The organism is Pseudomonadaceae bacterium SI-3 (assembly GCA_004010935.1).
GTDB lineage: Bacteria > Pseudomonadota > Gammaproteobacteria > Pseudomonadales > Pseudomonadaceae > Stutzerimonas.
Window position 1 is genome coordinate 2,069,763 of the sequence record CP026511.1, and the last position, 20,784, is coordinate 2,090,546.

A 20,784-nucleotide genomic window follows, 5' to 3' on the forward strand; every position below is an offset into this window, starting at 1 on the left:
GATTTGCTCGCTTGGTTATATGCATGGCGCTGCCTATCTACTTGAGGTCGATAATGAAGGCAAAACACTGGTTGGTTCCCGCACTGCTGTTGCTGAGCGCTTTTGCGCAGGCCCAGGAAAAATTCAAAGTCGGATATATCCGGGTGATGGATGATGCCCAGGCGATGGTTGCCTATGAGGGCGGCTTCTACAAAAAGCACGGCCTGGATGTCGAGCTGGTTGAGTTCAGTTCCGGTACCGATCTGATTAAGGCGATCATCGGCGGGCAGTTGGACACCGGTGTTCTTGGGTTCACCAACGCGGTGGCGTGGGCGTCGAAGGGCGCAGATCTGAAGGTGGTCGGCGGCGCCCAGCAGGGCTATCACTCTATTGTGGCCCGCGAAGGAACTGGCATCGAGACGATCGCTGACCTAAAAGGGAAGATTCTGGCGTCGCAGAAAGAAGGCAGTACTGCCGATGCGGTATTGCGCGGCGTCACCTTGAAGGCGGCGGGGTTGGCACCCAGCGATGTGAACATTATGGGTACCAGCCCGGCCGTTGCGGTCCAGTCCCTCGTCTCAGGTCGTACCGATGCGGCATTTCTCTTCGAGCCCTATGATCGGATCGCCCAGCTAGTGGCACCCGTCAAACAGATCTACGAGATCGGCGAGGTTTGGCCATTTCCCTGCATGGTGGTGATTACCGCTGGGGAAACCCTGGAAAAGCGCAAGGAGGCGGTCTGGCAGTCGTTGGACGCCCAGCGTGACGCGATTGAATTGTTAGAGAATCAGCCGGCAGAAGCGGCCAAATTGATTGCTGATTATTTTATCGCCGAGCCGACGTTGAAGACGCTCAATCGCGGTGAGCTGCCCCGTGAGGTCGTGATCGAAGAGGCCATCGCAACCCAGACCTTCGGCGCCAAGCTTGGCACTGATGATTTGGCGCGTATTCAGGAACTGGCCGATATTCTTCAGGAGCTCGGCTCGCTCAAGACTCGCGATGGCAAGCCATTCGATACCAGCGCCATTCTCGACTTGTCCTGGCAAGAAGCACGCGAGCTGTAAACCGCTGCAGATTGTTCCACACTGCCCGGCCACCGTGCCGGGCAGTGTCATTCCGCCCGCTGATCGGGCAGTTCTTGAGGTCTTCAAAGCGATATGCAACTCAGGTTTGAAGAAGTAGATAAGCGTTTTGGCCAGCTAGAAGTCATCAAGGGCTTCAGCGGCGAGTTCGCCCAGGGTGAGCTGGTCGCCCTCGTTGGGCCTTCTGGTTGTGGGAAATCAACCTTACTGCACCTGGTTGCCGGACTTGAAAAACCAACCGCAGGGCGCGTGCTCGCCGATGACGAGAAGATTCCTGGCCCAAGCCCTCGGCGTACGCTGGTTTTCCAAGAGCATGCGCTGTATCCCTGGCTTTCGTTACAGGCCAATGTGGCCATGGCGCTTGAGCTTCAAGGAGTCGCCAAGGCTGATGCATTCGATCAAGCAAAGGTCTGGCTCGCTCGGGTCAGCCTAGATGGCTTCGAACATTACTACCCGCATCAGGTGTCCGGCGGCATGCGTCAGCGCACGGCACTGGCTCGCGCGTTTATTGCCAAGCCGGAAGTGTTGCTACTCGATGAGCCTTTCGGTGCGCTTGATGCGCTTACACGCATGGCTTTGCAGGACGTTCTGCGAGAGCTGATCGACGAGCATCAGCCTACTGTATTGCTGGTCACCCATGACGTTGATGAAGCGTTGTATCTGGCGGATCACGTGCTGGTGTTCAGCGCCCGCCCAGCCAAAGTGCTGAAAACATTCAACTTCATCCATTGCGAGAAGAGCCACGATCTTTCCGAGTTCGCCGCTGAGCGGCGCGAGATCCTTCGGTTGTTAGGCATTAAGACGGAGGTAGGACACTGATGAGTCAGGGACGTCGTCTGACCGGTCCGAAGAAGTACCTCGCCGTGGTGTTGGCGATTCTGTTCATTCTGCTGATCTGGCAAATCGCTGCATGGAGCCTTCCTGCGTTCTTGATGCCCGGCATTCCCGTTGTGTTCGAAAGGCTGCTGACCACGGTTTACGAGCCAGATTTTCGCGAAGGGCTTTACGGCAGCATGAGTCGGTTGGGGAGTGGTTATAGCTTCGCAATGCTGTTTGGTATCGGCTTTGGGTTGCTGGGGGGCGTACTGTTCTTCTTTCGCGAGATCCTGCGTTCGGCCATCGTCATATTGCAGTCAATACCATCGATCGCCTGGGTACCGCTGTTCTTGATCGTGATGGGCTTCGGCAACCTGCCGATCATCGTCGTGGTCGCACTTGCGGCGTTCTTCCCGATGGCGTTGTCCGTCATGAATGCCACCGAAAGCGTGCAGCCGGTCCAGGTTGCCGCGGCTCGGGTAATGGGCGCATCGCGTTGGCAACTGGTGCGACGTGTTTATCTACCGGCCGTGATGCCCGAGCTGATCACCGGCGCGCAGCTGGCTTTCGGCAATGCCTGGCGGGCACTGATCTCGGCGGAAATGCTGATCGGCTTCGGCCAGGGGCTGGGACGCTCGCTTGCGTACTCCGGGGAAATTGCCGACATGGCCGGGGTGATGATGAATATTCTGGTCATCGCTATTCTCGCGACCTTGATCGATCAGGTTGTCCTGGAGAAATTCAAGCAACGGATGCTGCGCTACCAGTACGTCTGAGAGGGCACCGTGAAGATACGCCTGTTACGGCTCATGCTCATGCTGGTGGTGCCGGTTGGCACCCAGGCTGGAGTCATCGAAGCTGCCCCGGTTGATGCTTACCGCCCGCTCAAGGCGGCGGAGGCCGAGTCGGTCAGGGAAGGGTTCGAGGCCGCTTGGCTTGCGCGTTTGGGCGAAGCCTTGGGCCGCGAGGTTGCCCTGATCGATGCCTCCGCAAAAGGCTACCTTCGCTTCGGTAAGCTGGATTCTGGTGCGGCTTACTATTCCAGTGAAGTCACGGCGCTGGCGGCAAACGAAGCAGGGCCTACCGATTGGCCTGATCTTGCCGGCGAGCCTTTTTGCGTGACAGAAGAAAGCCCCCACACAGACCTGGTGGTGTCCCGCTTTGGCGGTGTCGCACGAACCTACCCCAGCGCGGCCCAAGCGCTAATCGGACTGAAACTCGGAGAATGTCAGGCGGTAGTGGGAGACAGGGTGTTGCTCCAGCAGATTGCGGAACTACCCGAATGGCGTCGCTTTGATCGATTGCTGCCAAAGCTAGAGAACAAACCTCTGACATTGCGAATCGAGGCAGCCGATACAGCGCTGCAGCAGCGAATCGAACAGTTCACCGCCAGCAAGCAAGGGGAGGGGGCGTTAGCCGAGGTTACGCAACACTGGATCGACGAGATTGCCTTTCAAGCCTACGTGCTAGCCGACACGCTTGATTGCCACTGAGGCCTGCATCAGGTAGGAGTCACTTGGCCTCGATTAGCTGTGGCAAGAACTGAAGCAGCCCGTCCAGTTTCAAAGGCGCTCGGATATGCCCCCTCAGGGTCCCATTCGGGCCGACAATGGCCAGGTTGCTACTATGGCTCACGTTGTAGTCGCCTTCCATGCTCGTTGCTGCAACGAAAGGAAGCCCTAGTGCTTTAGACATTTTCTGCAGCTCTGGGATTTCGCCTGTCAGTCCTTTGAAATTCGCCCGGTAGTAACCAAGGTAGGTACGCAGTGCTTCGGGCGTATCGCGCGCAGGATCGGCGCTGATAAGGATCACCTGCACCTGTTCACGTACGTCAGGCGGTAGCTGGCCGAGTAGGCGGCGCATGTCGCTCAAGGTTGTAGGGCAGACGTCTGGGCAGGCCGTGAAACCGAAAAACAACAGATACCAGTGGTCGCTTAGCCCTTCGGTTGTAACAGTCTGTCCCTGCTCGTCTATGAGTTCGACATCAGGCAATTGCCGCTCGCGCGGAAGGATCAGCAGGTTAGCCTCTTCCAGCATGGCTTCGCGGTCGACCGCAAGCGAAGATGAGCAGAACGCCAGCAGGCCGAGCATTGCTGCGCAGCGTATCGCCGAGGTCCTTCTGCGGGTCAAGACTAGCGCTCGTTCAGCTCGAATGCAGTCAGGGTGAACGTGGGAATGCCCATGTCCTGCAACTTGCGAGAACCCCCGAGCTCCGGCAGGTCGATGATCGCTGCGGCTTCGTGGATCTGAGCGCCCATGCGGCGGACCAGCTGAGCAGCGGCGACCAGTGTGCCGCCCGTGGCGATCAGGTCATCCAACAGCAAAACCGAATCCCCTTCGCAGAGGCTGTCGGCGTGCACTTCAAGGTAGGCGTCGCCATACTCGGTGCGATAGGACGCCGCCAGTACGTCGGCAGGGAGCTTGCCCTTTTTGCGGAACAGAATTAATGGCCGGTTCAGCTCGTAGGCAATGATCGAGCCGATGATAAAGCCGCGGGCATCCAGCGCACCGACATGGCTAAAATCACTTTCGACGTAGCGCTGGATCAGGCTGTCCGCCACCATGCGTAGCGCTTTCGGCGACTGCAACAGCGGCGTGATGTCACGGAACACTACGCCAGGCTTGGGGAAGTCCGGGACCGGTCTAATCAGGGTTTTGATGGCGAATTCATCAAAGATCATACGAGCTCCGTTAGGCGTCCATGTTTCCGCCCGCCAGGGCGCACAACCGGATCGAATCAAGAATTCGGACTTCCTTGCCTTCCGCTTCCAACAGGCCACTCGCCTGGCAGCGGGTAAATACGCGCGAAACCGTCTCTACCGCGAGACCGAGGTAGTTGCCTATTTCGTTGCGTGACATGGGCAGGCGGAACTGATTGGCGGAAAATCCGCGCGCGCTGAACCGGGCCGACAGATTGATCAGAAAGGTCGCGATGCGTTCGTCAGCTGTCTTCTTCGACAGCAGCATCATCATCTGCTGATCATCGCGAATCTCGCGGCTCATGATGCGCATTAGCTGGCGGCGCAGCTGCGGTAACAGCACGCTAAGCTCATCGAGGCGTTCGAAGGGGATTTCGCACACCGAAGTGGTTTCAAGGGCTTGTGCGGATACCGGGTAAGTTTCGGTGTCCATGCCGGACAGACCAACCAGCTCGCTCGGCAGGTGGAAACCGGTGATCTGCTCCTCGCCGGCATCCGTGACACTGAAGGTGCGTAGGGCACCGGCGCGGATGGCGAACACGGAACTGAACGCGTCACCCTGACGAAACAGTGTTTCGCCTTTCTTCAGGGGACGTCCGCGCTTGACGATTTCGTCCAGCGATTCCATGTCCTGCATATTCAACGAAAGCGGCAGGCAGAGGCCAGAGAGGCTGCAATCCTTGCAATTAGCCTGCGGCTGCTTGCGGACCTTGATGGGCTCGGACATTGCGGGATCCTGATAAACCTTACGGTGCGCAAGACTAACTCACGCAGGCACCTTAGGCCAATCGGTACAAGGGTCGCAGTGCGGTCGGCGGCTCGGGTCGTTACTCACATAGCGTGGGAAAACCGCGAGGCAGGGCGGGGCGGCAAGCAGTGGTCGAACTGCATGCACACTGCATGCGCAAGCAGCCGTCCGGCCGGCAGAATGGTCATCGCCTCCGCATTCAGTTGGATCAGCCCGTCGGCAGCCATCTGCTCCAAGGCTGGCCAGGTTTGCGCGAAATAGCTCTTGAAGCTGACGCCGAAGATGCTTTCAATCTCGTCGAAACGCAGCTCGAAATCACAGAATAACGCCTGGATCGTGTAGCGCCGGATCTGATCGTCCTCATTGCATCGCAGGCCACGGGTAGTGGCGAGCTGACCTTGTCCCAGCGACTGCTGGTAGAGAGTAATGTCGCTGTTGTTCTGGCAGTACAAATCGCCGACCTGGCTGATCGCTGAAACGCCCAGGCCAACCAGATCGCAATGCCCATGAGTTGTATAGCCATGGAAGCTGCGTTGAAGTGCCCCATCCTCCTGGGCCATTGCCAGCTCATCGTCAGGCAGGGCGAAAAGATCCATACCGATATAGCGATAGCCGGCGCGAGTCAGCTGCTCCACGCTGTGTTGCAGCATCGTCAGCTTGTTCGGCTGGGTTGGTAGCTCTGCGGGGTTGATCTTTCTCTGCGCCATGTACCGTTCGGGTAGATGCACATAGCTGGCAACTGACACACGCTCCGGCTGCAGGGCAATCACGGCGGCCATCGTGTGAGCAAACCGCTCGGGCGTTTGCAGTGGTAAACCGTAGATTAAATCGATCTGTATTGAACGGAACTGCAGGGTTCGGGCAGCCTCGATAACCGTCTGTGTCTGTTTCAACGTCTGCATGCGGTTGATGGCTCGTTGCACATCAGGGTCAAGATCCTGCAGGCCGATATTGATGCGATTGAATCCAAGCTCCCGCAATAGCCCCATCGTTGGCCAGTCCGCTGCGCGTGGATCGATATCGATGCTGAAATCGCCATGATCGTCGTTTTGCAGATTGAAGTGCTTACGCAAATGACTCATCAATCTGCGCAGCTCGGCATGGCCGAGAAAGGTCGGCGTGCCACCGCCGAAATGCAGTTGCTCCACAACCTGTTCCGGGCTGAGGTGGCAACCGATCAGCTCGATTTCTTTTTCCAGCCGCGTAAGGTACGGCAATGCCCGCCCACGATCTTTGGCGATGACCTTGTTGCGCTGGCAGTGATAGCAGATGTCCGCACAGAATGGCAGGTGGACGTACAGTGACAGCGGCCTGGCCGCCTGGCGGCTGCTGCGCAGTGCATGCAATAGGTCGAATGAGCCCAGTTTGCAGTTGAACTGAAGGGGTGTCGGATAAGCGGTATAGCGCGGCCCGTCCTGATCGTAACGATGAATCAGGTCGGCATCCCAGCGAATGGCGTCGAGCATCATACGGTCTCGGGTTGACTGCGGTGGCCGGATTCTAGGGCGGGTGTCGCTGCTTAGACTTGACCTGTATCAAGCGAGTCCAGACCCTGCTGCGGCGCCCGAGACCGACGGTACGCAGAAGGAGATTTATTCGCTGAATTATGGTCGGATTAGCTACGGTCGTTCCCAGCCTTATCCAACTGCAAGGAGAAACCCATGCATCGTCGTCAGCAAGAAATCGCTGCTGCGCTTAACGTTTGCGCCCCTTTCGATGGGGCAGCAGCAATACAGGCCGAGATTGATCGGCGAGTTGCCTTCATCCAGCAATGTCTGCGCGAGTCCGGTCTCAAAACCTTGGTGCTGGGAATCAGTGGGGGTGTCGACTCGACCACCGCCGGGTTGCTCGCGCAGCGTGCAGTCGAAGGAATGCGTGAAGCGGGCGAGGGTGACTACCGATTCATTGCTGTCCGGCTGCCTTATCAAGTTCAGCATGACGAAGACGAAGCGCAGCTTGCTGTCGATTCGATCAAGCCGGATGAGTGCCATACGGTCAACATCGGAGCCGCCGTGCAAGGCTTGACGCGAGCTACCGAGGCGCTTGATGACTTGACTCCGGAAAAGCGCGACTTCGTGATTGGCAATACCAAGGCGCGGATGCGCATGGTGGCTCAGTACACCATTGCCAACGCGCGACAAGGACTGGTTATCGGGACCGATCATGCGGCAGAAGCAGTGATGGGATTCTTCACCAAGTTTGGCGATGGGGCTTGCGACCTGACGCCGCTGGCCGGTTTGGTCAAGCATCAGGTCCGTGAGCTGGCGGCTGCATTGGGTGCACCTGAACAGCTGGTAAAAAAAGTCCCTACTGCCGATCTCGAAGAGCTTTCACCCGGTAAGCCGGACGAAGATGCTCATGGGGTGAGCTATCAAAATATCGATGCCTTTCTGCAAGGCCGAGCGGTACCTGACGAGGCGGCTCGCATCATCATCGATACCTACGATAAGTCGGCGCACAAGCGCCAGCTACCGAAAGAGCCCTGAGCGAAATGCAGGCGTGAACGGAAGCCGGCGTTTCGGTGGGCTCTCTCGGGTCAGTGGCGGTTCATTGATGAACGTGCGAGGGCGCTTGCTGCAGGGACGCATCACCAACATGGCCATGGCCCATCAGCCATTGCTGATGAGGGCCTGGAAGCGTCCAAAGGCCAAAAAGAATCACGGTGACACCGCCGAGCATTCGCACGCCGCGTTTACGAAGCACTGCGGTAAGTCGCTCGGCAGCCAGGCCGGTTGCCAGAAGCACTGGCCAGGTACCGATGCCGAATGCCAGCATCAATAGGGCGCTGTCGAGCGCATCGCCCTGGCTCGCCGCCCATAGCAAGGTGCTGTAGACAAGTCCGCACGGCAGCCAACCCCATAGAGCGCCGAGCAGCAACGCTCGTGGAACACTCTTAACCGGCATCAGCCGACTGGCAAATGGTTGGATATGGCGCCAAAGGCCTCGTCCAATCGCTTCGACACGGGTCAGGCCCGCCCACCAGCCGGCTAGATACAAGCCCATACTGATCAGCAGTAGTGCAGCTAGAATCCGCAATGCCATCGCAGCAGGGCTTTTGGCAACGGCCCAACCAGCCAGTCCGATCAGCAGACCGGCAAAAGCGTAGCTCAGTACTCTCCCCAGGTTATAAGCCACGAGCAGGCGCAGTCGTTTGCCGCGCTGCTCAGCAGGGATAGCCATGGTCAGAGCACCCATCAAACCACCACACATACCTAAACAGTGGCCTCCACCGAGCAGGCCGAGTACCAGAGCCGATATCAGCAGTGGCAACAAGTCATTCATGATCAGGATTCCCTTCATCGCGACCCTTGTCTGCCTGCTCAATGCCTGCCCGGTGCTTGGGGTCCTCCTCGTCGAAAAGGATGCTATGGGCCGGGCCGTCCAGGTCATCGTACTGGCCGCTGTCGACGGCCCAGAAAAAGACCCAAATAGCCAATGCGACCAGTACCACGGCGACGGGAATCAAAATGTAAAGTGCGGCCAAAAATGCCTCCAGTAACGGTGGGTCAAGGCAAGCCCGAGTAGGCGCGTTACCTATCGTACGCCAGTCAGGGCAGACTGTCGGGGCGCCGCTGACTCGGCAGTCGGCTCAGCCGCAACGCGTTCAGCACCACCAGCAGCGAACTGGCAGACATGCCCAGTGCCGCCCACAGCGGTGTCACCCAGCCGATAGCCGCGAATGGCAAGATCAAACCGTTGTACAGGCTCGCCCAGGTCAGATTTTCGATGATGATGTGGCGGCTGCGGCGCGCCACGCTGAATGCTTGCACGAGGCTGTCGAGACGGTTGCTTAGCAGGACAGCGTCAGCGCTTGTCTTGGCAAGATCGGTCGCTGAACCCATGGCCACGCTGATGTCGGCTGCCGCGAGGACCGGTGCATCATTAACGCCATCGCCGAGCATCAGCACGCGATGACCTTTGGCTTGCAGTCGCTGCAGGTGAGTTAGCTTGTCGGTTGGCGTCATTCCGCCGTGTGCATCTTCGATGCCGAGCCGCTGAGCGATTTCGCCTACCATCGGCGAACTGTCGCCGGACAACAGAACCGTTTTCCAGCCACGGGACTTGCACGCTTGCAGCAGAGCCGGGGCGTCATCACGCAAGCGGTCGTTGAGCACCAGCCACGCCAGAGGCCCCAGAGTGTCGCCCAACAGCAACCATTGGCCCTCTTTGCTGGGAATCTCGGGCGCTGCGCCGGCATAGCCAGCCGCTACGAAATCGGGCTGACCGATACGTAGCGTACGTTCCCCGACCGAACCTTGTAGACCCAGGCCGGGAACGCTGTTTACGGCTTCGGCTGCCTGGGGCGCTCGGCCGAACGCCCGGGCAATTGGGTGCTCGGAGCGGTTTTCCAGGGCAGCAGCCAGCTCCAGACAGGCGTTGGCATCCAGCTCAGCCAGTGGTCGCACCTCACTCAGGGTCAGGCGACCTTCGGTCAAGGTTCCGGTCTTGTCGAAAATCACCGTGTCGATGTGAGTGAGGCCTTCCAGCACATGCCCCCGGGTGAGCAACAAGCCAAGCTTGTGCAGCGTGCCAGTGGCGGTGGTCAAAGCGGTCGGTGTAGCCAGCGACAAGGCACAGGGGCAGGTGGCTACCAGCAAGGCAAGAACGATCCAGAACGCGCGTTGCGGGTCGATCTGCCACCATACGATACCAACCACAGCGGCGGTCAGCAGTACGATCACCAGGAACCACTGCGAAACCCGGTCGGCCAGCTCGGCCAGGCGCGGTTTGTCCGACTGGGCGCGTTCCAGTAGGCCGACAATCGCGGAAAGCCGAGTATTGTCGCCGAGCGCCTGCACCTCGACGGTCAGGGCGCCTTCGACGTTGAGGGTTCCCGCAGTGACGGCATCGCCAACCATTCGAGCCTGCGGCAGGTATTCGCCAGTGAGCACCGATTCATCGACGCTCGATTGTCCGCTGAGGATACGACCATCGGCCGGGATTAGCGCGCCGGGTTGAACCAGCACTCGATCGCCGAGTTGCAACTCTCGAAGCAGAATCCGTGCAGTCTGGCCATTGGCGGCCAATTTCAGGCAAGAAGCCGGCAGCAGATTTACCAGCTGTGCGGTCGCCGCGGCGGTGCGTTCCCGCGCGCGGCGCTCGAGAAAGCGTCCGGCCAGAAGAAACAGGGCGAACATGCCCACCGCATCGAAATACAGCTCGCCCTGACCGGTGACCGTCGACCAGATACCGGCGACATAGGCGCCACCAATCGCCAGCGAAACAGAAACGTCCATGGTCAGATGGCGGGTGCGTAGATCACGCAGTGCACCTTTAAAGAAATCGGTGCAGCAATAGAAGACGATCGGCGTGGTCAGCAGCAGAGCGGTCCAGCGAAGAATGCTGTCCATGCCTGGCGAGAGGTCGATGTTGAATTCGGGCCAAGTCGCCATGGTCGCCATCATCACCTGCATCCAGAGCAACCCGGCTACGCCCAGTTGGCGCATGCTGCGACGGTTGTCCTGCGCAAGCCGCTCCGCCGCCTGGTCAGCTTGATAGGGATGAGCGGCGTACCCGATACGGCGAAGCTCGGCGAGCAATTCGCTGAGCGGCAAGGCAGCGTCATCCCAGCGCACACGCAGGCGATGGTTGGAGAGGTTCAGGCTAGCTTCTGAAATCCCGTCGAGCCGGCGTAGGTGTTTTTCGATCAACCAACCGCAAGCGGCACAGCTGATGCCTTCGATCATCAGTGAAGCATCGGCCAGCTCACCTTCATGGCGGACGAATGGCGCTTGCACGTCCTTGCGATCGTACAGCTCCAGCTCTTCGCTAAGCGCTTGCGGCAGGGTATCTGGATTGATAGATGCATCGCTGCGATGCGAGTAGTAGCTTTCCAGACCGCCCTTGACGATCGCCTCTGCGACCGCCTGGCAGCCAGGACAGCATAGCGCCCGCTGCTCGTTCAGCACGCGGGCGTGATATGCACTACCAGCAGGTACTGGCAGCCCGCAGTGGTAGCAGGGAATGGGGCTTGCCATCGTTCGGTCAGTAGCTCAGATCAATCGTCTGACCGCTCGCGATTTCCTCTTCCTCGAATAGTCGCCAATCCTGGTCGCCCTCTCGGCCGAGCAGCTCAACGAAACGCCTGCCGGTGACTGGCTCCTGCATCTGTCCCTGATAGAAGCCATCGCCCTGAGGCTGGAGAACGATACGACGGTCGCGTTCTGGCTGCGTAGGGGAGAGCAGGTTGAGTATTACCTGTTGCGGGCGGCTCGCACCGCTCAGTTGGAGCTCGGCGAGTCCACGTTCGTCGTTGAGGTTGAGTTGCGCCTGCATTTGCAGGCGCTCAGCGAGCTTCTCGCGTTCCAGTGACTGGTTTATACCCTTGCCAGCATCGTAATAGTTGTCGGAGACCAACGTATCGGCATTGCGGATCGCAATGGTCAGCATTGAGGTGCCGAGGATGACCGACATCAACAGAATGCCGATCACGAACCAGGCCCAGAACTGCTTATACCAACGTGTGCTTTCGTGCTCGGAATTGCTCATGAACTACCTGTTTAGCGGATGCTTGGGCCAATGAAGCGGCTTTCCGCTTCATCTTCAATAGAGGAATCATCCACCGACCTGATGTGGAAGACGACTTCGTTAGTGCTCGATGGTAGCTGCTCCGGTGCCATTGACAGCTCCACTGGAACGGTAACCAGCTCGCCTGCCTCAGCACGAATCTCGTTGCGCCCCTCGTATTTCAAGCCTTCCAGGCCAACGGCTTCAATGATGAAGGTCTGCTCGGTTTGAGCCTTGTTCATTACCTTGAGCGTATAAACGTTCTCGATCCGTCCTTGCTCATTCTCTCGATAGAGCACGCGATCCTTTAGGACGTCGAGCTTGACCAGTGCGCGATCCGAGACCGCATAGGCGAACACGCCCATCATTGCTGTCAGCGCCACGGCATAACCGATCAGCCGCGGCCGCACCAGATGGGTCTTCTGTCCGGACAGATTGTGCTCGGTGGTATAGCTGATCAGGCCACGCGGGTAATTCATCTTGTCCATGATGGTGTCGCAAGCATCGATACACGCGGCGCACCCAATGCATTCAATCTGCAGGCCGTCGCGGATGTCGATGCCGGTAGGGCAGACCTGCACACACATGGTGCAATCGATGCAATCTCCGAGGCCCATCGCTTTGTAGTCGGCGTCCTTTTTCCGCGGGCCACGACGCTCGCCGCGACGTGGGTCGTAAGAGACGATTAGGGTGTCCTTGTCGAACATCACACTCTGGAAACGAGCGTACGGGCACATATAGATACAGACCTGCTCGCGCAGATAGCCGGCATTACCGTAGGTGGCGAGGGTGAAGAAGCCCACCCAGAACAACGCCCAGCCGCCCACCTGTAGCGTCACAAGATCAGGCACCAAATCCCTGATCGGGGTGAAATAGCCGACAAAGGTAATGCCGATCGCCAGGGAAACCGCCAACCAGATCGAATGCTTGGCCGCTTTACGCAAAAATTTGTCGGCGCTCATGGGAGCTTTGTCGAGCTTCATGCGCTGGTTCCGGTCGCCCTCGGTAACCTTCTCCGCCCACATGAAGACCCAGGTGAAAACGCTTTGGGGGCAGGTATAGCCACACCAGACGCGCCCGGCGAATACAGTGATGAAGAACAGGCCGAATGCGCAAATGATCAGCAGTGCCGATAGCAGGATGAAGTCCTGCGGCCAGAAGGTCGCGCCGAAGATGTAGAACTTGCGCTCTGGCAAGTCCCACCAAACCGCTTGCCGACCGTTCCAGGTCAGCCACACGGTGCCAAAGTAGAGTACGAACAGCAGTGCCCCACCGACGAGTCGCAAGTTGCGAAACAGGCCGCTGAAGGCTCGGGTGTAGATCTTTTCGCGCGCTGCGTAGAGGTCGCCCGATGCTTCGGACTTGGAGGGAGGTGTTACGTTGCGAACGGGGATCTGCTCAGTCATCTAGTGCGTACCACGGCGGAGGGTGAGTGTCCCGGTCGATACATGCCGACCGGGATCTTTTGCTTACCTGCTGCTGCGAATGGTACGCCTCGTCAGTCGAAGCAAGGTGCGACCTTGGGTCGCGCCTGGACCGATTGGATCAGTCCTCCGACTCTTGCGAGAGGCTATACACATAAGCTGCCAGCAGGTGCACCTTGTCGTTTCCAAGAATGTGTTCCTGGGCTGGCATCCGGCCATTCCGACCGTAGCGTAGGGTCTGCTGAATCTGTCCGAAGCTCGAGCCGTAAAGCCAGACGTTGTCGGTCAGATTAGGCGCGCCCATGGCCTGGGTGCCTTTGCCTGCAGGACCATGACAAGCTACACAATTGGCTGCGAAGATTTTTTGACCCTGCTCAATGTCGACGTTGATACCCTCGGGGGTATCGCGACCGGACAGGCTGCGAACGTAACCGGTTACATTGCGGATGCCATCTTCGCCGATCACGTCACGCCATGCAGGCATGGCTGCCTGCCGTCCGCCCATGATGGTGGTCTTGATGGTTTCAGGCGCGCCGCCCCACAGCCAGTCGCCGTCGGTCAGGTTGGGGAAGCCGTAGGCACCCTTGGCATCCGAACCATGGCAGACGGAGCAGTTGGAAGCGAACAGGCGGCCACCCATTTTCAGGGCTTGCGGATCCTGAGCGACTTGCTCTACGGGCATCGCCGCGAACTTCGCATAAAGCGGACCGTACTGCTCGTCCGCCTTGTCCATTTCGCGCTGCCATTCCTTCACTTGGGTCCAGCCGCCCTCGTAGCCGGGCAGCACGCCCTTCCAGTTGCCCAGCCCCGGATACAGTGCCAAGTAACCCAGAGCGAAGATCACCGTGGCAACGAACAGCAGGAACCACCAGCGCGGGAGCGGGTTGTCGTATTCCTCGATTCCATCGTAGGAATGGCCGACGGTTTCTTCGGTGCTGTCGTGGCGTTGTCCCTTGCGAGTCGCGAGCAGCAGCCAGACCAGTGCGGCAATGGTCCCCAAGCTCAGCAGGGTGATGTACCAACTCCAAAACGAGGTCATTTATTTCTTACTCCTGGAAGCTTCTTCATCACGCTTGTTGGCGTCGGGCTCGTCCGCGAAGGGCAGGTTGGCCGCTTCGTCGAAGCTTTTCTTGCGCTTGCTGCTATAAGCCCAAAGGATGATGGCTATCATTGCGACGAAAACGAGAATTGTGCCCAGGCCGCGAAGAGTCCCGATATCCATGGTGCGTTACCGTTTGTTGGTGAGTGCAGTGCCGAGCACTTGCAGATAGGCGACGAGGGCATCCATTTCGGATTTGCCTTTGACCGCTTCTTTAGCGCCGGCGATGTCTTCTTCGGTGTAAGGCACGCCAACGCTGCGCAGTGCAACCATCTTGTCGGCGGTGTATTTGCCGTCGAGGGCGTGCTCGACCAGCCAGGGGTACGAAGGCATCTTCGATTCCGGCACTACGTTGCGTGGGTTGTAGAGGTGCGCACGATGCCAGTCATCGGAGTAGCGACCGCCGACACGCGCCAGATCCGGACCGGTGCGCTTGGAGCCCCACAAGAACGGGTGGTCGTAGACACTTTCACCGGCTACCGAGTAATGACCGTAGCGCTCGGTTTCAGCGCGGAACGGACGAACCATCTGCGAATGACAGCCAACGCAGCCTTCGCGGATATAGATGTCGCGACCCTCGAGCTGCAACGCTGTGTAGGGTTTCATTCCTTCCACGGGCTCGTTGACCACGTCCTGAAAGAACAGCGGAACGATCTGGGTCAGACCACCGATGCTTACTGCCAGGACCATGAATAGGGTCAGCAGACCGATGTTCTTTTCGAGTACTTCGTGATTCTTCATTTATCGGTTCCCTCAGGCGATCTGCGCAGCGGCTTCGATTTCAGCCGACTTGGCGGCACGCACAGTGCGCCAGGTGTTGTAAGCCATCAGCAGCATGCCGGCGAGGAAGAAAGCGCCGCCCAATGCTCGCACGATGAATCCCGGATGACTGGCTTCCAGTGCCTCGACGAAGGAATAGGTCAGCGTGCCGTCTTCGTTGATTGCGCGCCACATCAGGCCCTGAGTGATGCCGTTGACCCACATCGAAGCGATGTAGAGAACGGTGCCGATAGTGGCCAGCCAGAAGTGAGCGTTGATCAGGCCGATGCTGTACATCTGTTCGCGAGCGAAGACCTTCGGAATCAGGTGGTACAGGGAGCCGATGGAGATCATCGCGACCCAGCCAAGTGCACCAGCGTGAACGTGGCCGATGGTCCAGTCGGTGTAGTGAGACAGCGCATTGACGGTCTTGATGGCCATCATCGGACCTTCAAAGGTCGACATGCCGTAAAACGCCAGGGAAACCACCAGGAAGCGCAAGATCGGATCGGTGCGCAGCTTATGCCAGGCGCCGGACAGGGTCATCATGCCGTTGATCATGCCGCCCCAGCTCGGTGCCAGCAGGATGATCGACATCACCATGCCCAGGCTCTGTGCCCATTCCGGCAAAGCGGTGTAGTGCAAGTGGTGCGGACCCGCCCAGATGTAGAGGGTGATCAATGCCCAGAAATGCACGATTGAGAGGCGGTAGGAATAAACCGGACGGCCAGCCTGCTTGGGTACGAAGTAATACATCATCCCCAGGAAGCCGGTGGTCAGGAAGAAGCCTACGGCATTGTGGCCATACCACCACTGAACCATCGCATCGGTTGCACCCGAATAGATCGAGTACGACTTGAACCAGCTCACCGGTACTTCCAGGTTGTTGACGATATGCAACATCGCCGTGACCAGGATGAAGGCACCGTAGAACCAGTTACCTACATAGATATGAGCAGCCTTGCGCTTCATGATCGTGCCGAAGAACACCACGGCATAGCTGACCCATACGAGGGTGATCAGGATGTCGATTGGCCACTCAAGCTCGGCATATTCCTTCGAGCTGGTGAAGCCTTGCGGCAACGTGATGACAGCGAGAACGATCACCGCCTGCCAGCCCCAGAAGACGAATGACGCGAGGCCATCCGAGAACAGGCGGGCCTGAGAGGTGCGCTGTACCACGTAAAAGGACGTGGCCATCAGGGCACAACCACCGAAGGCGAAAATCACCGCGTTGGTGTGAAGAGGGCGCAAACGACCAAAACTGGTCCAAGGCAGGTCGAAGTTGAGTTGAGGCCATACCAGCTGTGCGGCGATAAACACACCCAGGCCCATTCCGATAATTCCCCACACCACCGTCATGATGGCGAATTGGCGAACCACCTTATAGTTATATGCAGTCTCACTTATTGCTGTGCTCATGCAAGGCTTCCACGCTAATGGCATTTCAAGGGGGCAAAAACGGCGGCAAGTATGGAGAAAGGAGGGGGGCAATGCAATCAAGGCCCAGGCCGTCTCATGCCGTTCGGACCCTGGCTTCAAGCGGTTTCCATGCTTTTTGCAGGGTCGTTTAGCACATCATGCCGATGTGTTGAATCGAGGGCTTCGCCTTATAGTTCTGCGCAACTTCGGCGAGTAGGAAAGGATATTAGAGCAGCGGGAGGGAAGGGCAAACGGAGGAGGGAGTGGACGGTCTGCGACAGAGCGTCGCATATACCAGAAAGTTGATCGGGAACAGGGCGATACCGGGTATCGCCCTGTAAAGCGTTACTGCTTGGCTACGCGTTCCGGCTTTTGCGAAAGGCTGTAAACGTAGGCGGCCAGGAGGTGCACTTTGTCGTTGCCCAGGTATTGTTCCTGCGCAGGCATCTGTCCGTTGCGGCCGTGACGAATGGTCTGCTGCAGCTGCGGCAGACTGGAACCGTAGATCCAGCCGGCAGGGTTGGTCAGTTTCGGTGCGCCCAGGGCGGCCATGCCTTCCCCATTTGCACCGTGGCAGACCGAGCAGGTCTGAGCATAGACCTGACCACCCGCTACGGCGTCTGCGTCGCTGCCTTCTGGCAGGGGAAGACCGGCCAGACCAGTGCGTACATAGGCTGCGACGTTCTTCACGCCTTCTTCACCGATGACCTGGCCCCAGGCCGGCATCGCTGCAACCCGACCGTGGAGGATAGTCGTCTTGATGGTCTCGGCATCGCCGCCCCAGCGCCAGTCGCTATCCGCCAGGTTCGGGAAGCCGACCGCGCCTTTGGCGTCCGATCCGTGGCAAACCGAGCAATAGTTGGCGAAGAGCCGGCCACCGATCTTCAGCGCCCGCTCGTCCTGAGCGACCTGCGCCACAGACATGGCGGAATATTTGGCAAAGATCGGACCGAATTTCGCGTCAGCCTGATCAACTTCACGCTGCCACTGCTTGTCCTGCGTCCAGCCGTCTTCATAGCCCGGCATGACCCCTTTCCAGTTACCCAGGCCCGGGTAGAGCACCAGATAGAAAATGCCGAACACCAAAGTGCCGATGAACAGCATGAACCACCACCGGGGTAGCGGGTTGTCATATTCCTCGATACCGTCGAAGGAATGTCCCATGGTCTTGTCGGTCGTGCCTTCGGACTCGCCCTTACGGGTGGCGAAGATCAGCCAGAACAGAGCGACAATAGTGCCCAGCGTCAGCAGGGCGATGTATCCACTCCAGAATGCGTTCATCTGTTACTCCTGGGCAGCCCGAACGCTCGAACTGCCCGCGATGTTGGTTCCCTGACGGCTGCCCTGCAGCGCGTCGTTCTCGAAAGCTGGCAGTCGATATCAGCGCTTGTTCTGCAGCGCGGTACCGAGCACCTGCAGGTAGGCCACCAGAGCGTCCATCTCAGTCTTGCCCTTGACGGCGTCTCCCGCAGCGGCGATGTCTTCTTCGCTATAAGGCACGCCAACGGTGCGCAGCGCTTTCATCTTCGCCGCGGTGTCCTGTCCGCTAAGGGTGTCCTCTACCAGCCACGGATAGGACGGCATCTTCGACTCAGGCACGACGTTGCGCGGGTTGTAGAGGTGCGCACGGTGCCAGTCATCGGAGTAGCGGCCGCCGACGCGGGCCAGGTCCGGACCGGTACGCTTGGAGCCCCACAGGAAAGGGTGGTCGTAAACGCTTTCACCGGCGACCGAATAATGACCGTAGCGCTCGGTTTCGGCGCGGAACGGACGGATCATCTGCGAGTGACAGCCGACGCAGCCTTCGCGAATGTAAATGTCACGGCCTTCCAGCTGCAGCGCGGTGTAGGGCTTCATGCCTTCTACCGGCTCGTTGACCACGTCCTGAAAGAACAGCGGAACGATCTGCGTCAGACCGCCGATGCTCACTGCCAGAATCATGAACAGAGTCAGCAGGCCGACGTTCTTTTCGAGTATTTCGTGCTTCTTCATCAGTCAGCTCCTCAGGCGATCTGCGCGGCGGCTTCGTATTCGGCCGGCTTGGAGGCCTGCACGGTGCGCCAGGTGTTGTAGGCCATCAGCAACATGCCGGTGAAGAAGATCGCACCACCGATCATGCGCACCACAAAGCCCGGATGGCTGGCTTCAAGCGCTTCGACGAAGGAGTAGGTGAGCGTGCCGTCTTCGTTGATTGCACGCCACATCAGACCCTGAGCGATACCGTTCACCCACATCGAGGCGATGTAGAGCACGGTGCCGATGGTGGCGAGCCAGAAGTGCGCGTTGATCAGGCCAATGCTGTGCATCTGGGTGCGGCCGAACACTTTCGGGATCAGGTGATAGAGCGCACCGATGGACACCATGGCAACCCAGCCGAGCGCACCGGCATGAACGTGGCCGATGGTCCAGTCGGTGTAGTGGGACAGAGCGTTGACGGTCTTGATTGCCATCATCGGGCCTTCGAAGGTCGACATGCCGTAGAACGCCAGCGACACCACCAGGAACCGCAGGATCGGGTCGCTGCGCAGCTTATGCCAGGCGCCGGACAGGGTCATCATGCCGTTGATCATGCCGCCCCAGCTCGGTGCCAAGAGGATCAGCGACATCACCATGCCCAGCGACTGCGCCCAATCAGGCAGCGCGGTGTAGTGCAGGTGGTGTGGGCCGGCCCAGATGTAGACGGTGATCAGCGCCCAGAAGTGGACGATCGACAGGCGATAGGAATACACCGGACGTTCGGCCTGCTTCGGCACGAAGTAATACATGATTCCGAGGAAGCCAGCGGTGAGGAAGAAGCCAACGGCGTTATGGCCGTACCACCACTGCACCATCGCATCGGTCGCACCGGCATACACCGAGTAGGACTTCATCGCCGTGACCGGGATTTCCAGGTTGTTGACGAGATGCAGAATCGCCACAGTCAGGATGAATGCGCCGAAGAACCAGTTGCCGACGTAGATGTGCTTGACCTTACGCGTGGCCAGCGTGCCGAAGAACACGACCGCGTAGGACACCCAGACGATGGTGATCAGAATGTCGATCGGCCACTCCAGCTCCGCGTATTCCTTGGAGCTGGTGAAACCCAGCGGCAGGGAGATCGCGGCGAGCAGGATGACCAGCTGCCAACCCCAGAACGTGAACGCGGCCAGTTTCGGCGCGAACAGTGTGGTCTGACAGGTGCGCTGGACCGAGTAGTAGGAGGTCGCGAACAATGCACAGCCGCCGAAGGCGAAGATCACCGCGTTGGTGTGCAATGGGCGTAGACGACCGAAACTGGTCCATGGGAGGTCGAAGTTGAGAAACGGCCAGGCCAATTGTGCTGCGATGAAAACGCCGAGCCCCATCCCGACGATTCCCCACACCACCGTCATGATGGCGAATTGGCGGACCACCTTGTAGTCATAGGCGGTACTGGTTGCTGTGTTCATGTATGGGCTTCCATCCACGGTAATGAGCATGTTTTTTGTTGCGCTGAGCAGAGATTTCTTTCAATAGAAAGCGGGGGCAAGGATGGGCACTGGGCAAATGGCCGGTATTGACGCCGGTCAATACTCACAGAGCGACGAAATTCCATTCGTCCGGCGTGATCAACCGGAAGCGGAGGTTTGTGCCAGCTTGATTCTGGCGCATGGAGCGGGCGCTCCGATGGACAGTCCTTTCATGGAGCAGATGACTGAACGGCTGGTCGCGCGGGGCGTCGCGGTCTATCGCTTCGAGTTCGCTTATATGGCTGAGCGACGTCAGAGCGGGCGCAAGCGGCCGCCCAATCCTCAGGCGCAGCTGCTGCAGAAATGGCGTGCGGTTTATCGAACGGTGCGACAGCAGGCCGCAGGGCGATTGGCCGTTGGCGGCAAGTCGATGGGTGGTCGGATGGCGAGCTTGCTGGCCGATGAGCTCGCGGCTGATGCGCTGGTATGCCTGGGCTATCCGTTCTATGCCGTAGGCAAGCCGGAAAAGCCACGCGTGGCACACCTGGCGGAGCTGCAAACGCCCACACTGATCATTCAGGGTGAACGCGACGCCTTGGGCTGCCGCAGTACCGTGGCCGGCTACGCCCTATCGCCGGCGATTCGTCTTGATTGGCTGGCTGAGGCGGACCACGATCTCAAGCCGCTTAAGCGGTCCGGAATCACGCACGGACAACACCTGGACAGTGCCGCCGATGCCGTTGCGGCATTCCTTGGTTGTCCTTCCCGGTAACACCAAATGCCCGCTACAGCGATGCTGTAGCGGGCGCTGATGATGGCGC

At 58.9% G+C, this 20,784-nt stretch carries 22 protein-coding genes; 6 read left to right on the forward strand and 16 right to left on the reverse strand.

The window, feature by feature from the left end; genetic code table 11:
* Window positions 1-53: 53 nt before the first annotated feature.
* The 4 genes from C1896_09915 to C1896_09930 all read left to right on the forward strand — a co-directional run bounded on the left by C1896_09915 (window position 54) and on the right by C1896_09930 (window position 3,370).
* The gene (locus tag C1896_09915; GenBank protein AZZ45189.1) at window positions 54-1,043 is read left to right on the forward strand and encodes an ABC transporter substrate-binding protein; all 990 of its coding nucleotides are present in this window, start codon (window positions 54-56) and stop codon (window positions 1,041-1,043) included.
* A gap of 93 nt (window positions 1,044-1,136) precedes the next feature.
* A complete protein-coding gene (locus tag C1896_09920; GenBank protein ID AZZ45190.1) occupies window positions 1,137-1,880 on the forward strand; it encodes an ABC transporter ATP-binding protein in 744 nt (247 codons plus the stop codon).
* The gene (locus C1896_09925) at window positions 1,880-2,653 is read left to right on the forward strand and encodes an ABC transporter permease (protein ID AZZ45191.1); all 774 of its coding nucleotides are present in this window, start codon (window positions 1,880-1,882) and stop codon (window positions 2,651-2,653) included. The genes C1896_09920 and C1896_09925 overlap by 1 nt, the downstream gene beginning before the upstream one ends.
* Before the next feature lie 33 nt (window positions 2,654-2,686).
* Entirely contained in the window at window positions 2,687-3,370 is a 684-nt protein-coding gene (locus tag C1896_09930; GenBank protein AZZ45192.1) for an amino acid ABC transporter substrate-binding protein, read from the forward strand.
* Between the two features lie 19 nt (window positions 3,371-3,389).
* Here the strand turns inward: C1896_09930 and C1896_09935 are convergent, their stop codons facing one another.
* From C1896_09935 to hemN, 4 genes are all read right to left on the reverse strand, one after another.
* Window positions 3,390-3,968, reverse strand: a complete 579-nt coding sequence (locus tag C1896_09935; GenBank protein ID AZZ45193.1) for a cytochrome c oxidase assembly protein — start codon at window positions 3,966-3,968, stop codon at window positions 3,390-3,392.
* A gap of 41 nt (window positions 3,969-4,009) precedes the next feature.
* Window positions 4,010-4,558 carry an adenine phosphoribosyltransferase gene (locus C1896_09940; GenBank protein AZZ45194.1) on the reverse strand — a complete coding sequence of 183 codons (549 nt, stop codon included), beginning with the start codon at window positions 4,556-4,558 and terminating at the stop codon, window positions 4,010-4,012.
* A gap of 10 nt (window positions 4,559-4,568) precedes the next feature.
* Window positions 4,569-5,303: a fumarate/nitrate reduction transcriptional regulator Fnr gene (locus C1896_09945; GenBank protein ID AZZ45195.1), complete on the reverse strand. Its 735-nt coding sequence runs from the start codon at window positions 5,301-5,303 to the stop codon at window positions 4,569-4,571.
* Window positions 5,304-5,407: 104 nt separating this feature from the next.
* Window positions 5,408-6,790, reverse strand: a complete 1,383-nt coding sequence (gene hemN / locus C1896_09950; protein AZZ47609.1) for an oxygen-independent coproporphyrinogen III oxidase — start codon at window positions 6,788-6,790, stop codon at window positions 5,408-5,410.
* Between the two features lie 195 nt (window positions 6,791-6,985).
* On the opposite strand from hemN, the gene nadE reads away from it, so the two are divergent.
* Window positions 6,986-7,810 (forward strand): NAD(+) synthase, encoded by an 825-nt coding sequence (nadE, locus tag C1896_09955; GenBank protein ID AZZ45196.1) that lies wholly within the window; start codon window positions 6,986-6,988, stop codon window positions 7,808-7,810.
* Between the two features lie 61 nt (window positions 7,811-7,871).
* Here nadE and C1896_09960 read toward each other — a convergent pair whose 3' ends face one another.
* From C1896_09960 to ccoN (C1896_10015), 12 genes are all read right to left on the reverse strand, one after another.
* Window positions 7,872-8,606, reverse strand: coding sequence for a cytochrome biogenesis protein (locus tag C1896_09960; GenBank protein AZZ45197.1), 735 nt, complete (start codon window positions 8,604-8,606; stop codon window positions 7,872-7,874).
* Window positions 8,599-8,808 (reverse strand): cbb3-type cytochrome oxidase assembly protein CcoS, encoded by a 210-nt coding sequence (ccoS, locus tag C1896_09965; GenBank protein ID AZZ45198.1) that lies wholly within the window; start codon window positions 8,806-8,808, stop codon window positions 8,599-8,601. The genes C1896_09960 and ccoS overlap by 8 nt, the downstream gene beginning before the upstream one ends.
* Before the next feature lie 64 nt (window positions 8,809-8,872).
* Entirely contained in the window at window positions 8,873-11,302 is a 2,430-nt protein-coding gene (locus tag C1896_09970) for a cbb3-type cytochrome oxidase assembly protein CcoS (GenBank protein AZZ45199.1), read from the reverse strand.
* A gap of 7 nt (window positions 11,303-11,309) precedes the next feature.
* Complete coding sequence (locus C1896_09975) at window positions 11,310-11,813, reverse strand: hypothetical protein (protein ID AZZ45200.1); 504 nt, start codon at window positions 11,811-11,813, stop codon at window positions 11,310-11,312.
* Window positions 11,814-11,824: 11 nt separating this feature from the next.
* The gene (gene ccoG, locus C1896_09980) at window positions 11,825-13,237 is read right to left on the reverse strand and encodes a cytochrome c oxidase accessory protein CcoG (GenBank protein ID AZZ45201.1); all 1,413 of its coding nucleotides are present in this window, start codon (window positions 13,235-13,237) and stop codon (window positions 11,825-11,827) included.
* A 139-nt stretch (window positions 13,238-13,376) separates the two neighbouring features.
* Window positions 13,377-14,294: a cytochrome-c oxidase, cbb3-type subunit III gene (ccoP, locus tag C1896_09985; GenBank protein AZZ45202.1), complete on the reverse strand. Its 918-nt coding sequence runs from the start codon at window positions 14,292-14,294 to the stop codon at window positions 13,377-13,379.
* Window positions 14,295-14,477, reverse strand: coding sequence for a CcoQ/FixQ family Cbb3-type cytochrome c oxidase assembly chaperone (locus C1896_09990; protein AZZ45203.1), 183 nt, complete (start codon window positions 14,475-14,477; stop codon window positions 14,295-14,297). It abuts the gene before it with no gap.
* A 6-nt stretch (window positions 14,478-14,483) separates the two neighbouring features.
* Complete coding sequence (gene ccoO / locus C1896_09995; protein ID AZZ45204.1) at window positions 14,484-15,095, reverse strand: cytochrome-c oxidase, cbb3-type subunit II; 612 nt, start codon at window positions 15,093-15,095, stop codon at window positions 14,484-14,486.
* A 12-nt stretch (window positions 15,096-15,107) separates the two neighbouring features.
* Window positions 15,108-16,535, reverse strand: coding sequence for a cytochrome-c oxidase, cbb3-type subunit I (gene ccoN / locus C1896_10000; protein AZZ45205.1), 1,428 nt, complete (start codon window positions 16,533-16,535; stop codon window positions 15,108-15,110).
* Between the two features lie 345 nt (window positions 16,536-16,880).
* Window positions 16,881-17,816, reverse strand: a complete 936-nt coding sequence (gene ccoP, locus C1896_10005) for a cytochrome-c oxidase, cbb3-type subunit III (GenBank protein AZZ45206.1) — start codon at window positions 17,814-17,816, stop codon at window positions 16,881-16,883.
* 99 nt (window positions 17,817-17,915) lie between these two features.
* Window positions 17,916-18,527, reverse strand: a complete 612-nt coding sequence (ccoO, locus tag C1896_10010; protein AZZ45207.1) for a cytochrome-c oxidase, cbb3-type subunit II — start codon at window positions 18,525-18,527, stop codon at window positions 17,916-17,918.
* 11 nt (window positions 18,528-18,538) lie between these two features.
* Entirely contained in the window at window positions 18,539-19,963 is a 1,425-nt protein-coding gene (ccoN, locus tag C1896_10015; protein AZZ45208.1) for a cytochrome-c oxidase, cbb3-type subunit I, read from the reverse strand.
* An 82-nt stretch (window positions 19,964-20,045) separates the two neighbouring features.
* Between ccoN (C1896_10015) and C1896_10020 the strand changes: the two genes are divergently transcribed.
* Complete coding sequence (locus C1896_10020) at window positions 20,046-20,735, forward strand: alpha/beta hydrolase (protein AZZ45209.1); 690 nt, start codon at window positions 20,046-20,048, stop codon at window positions 20,733-20,735.
* Window positions 20,736-20,784 lie beyond the last annotated feature (49 nt).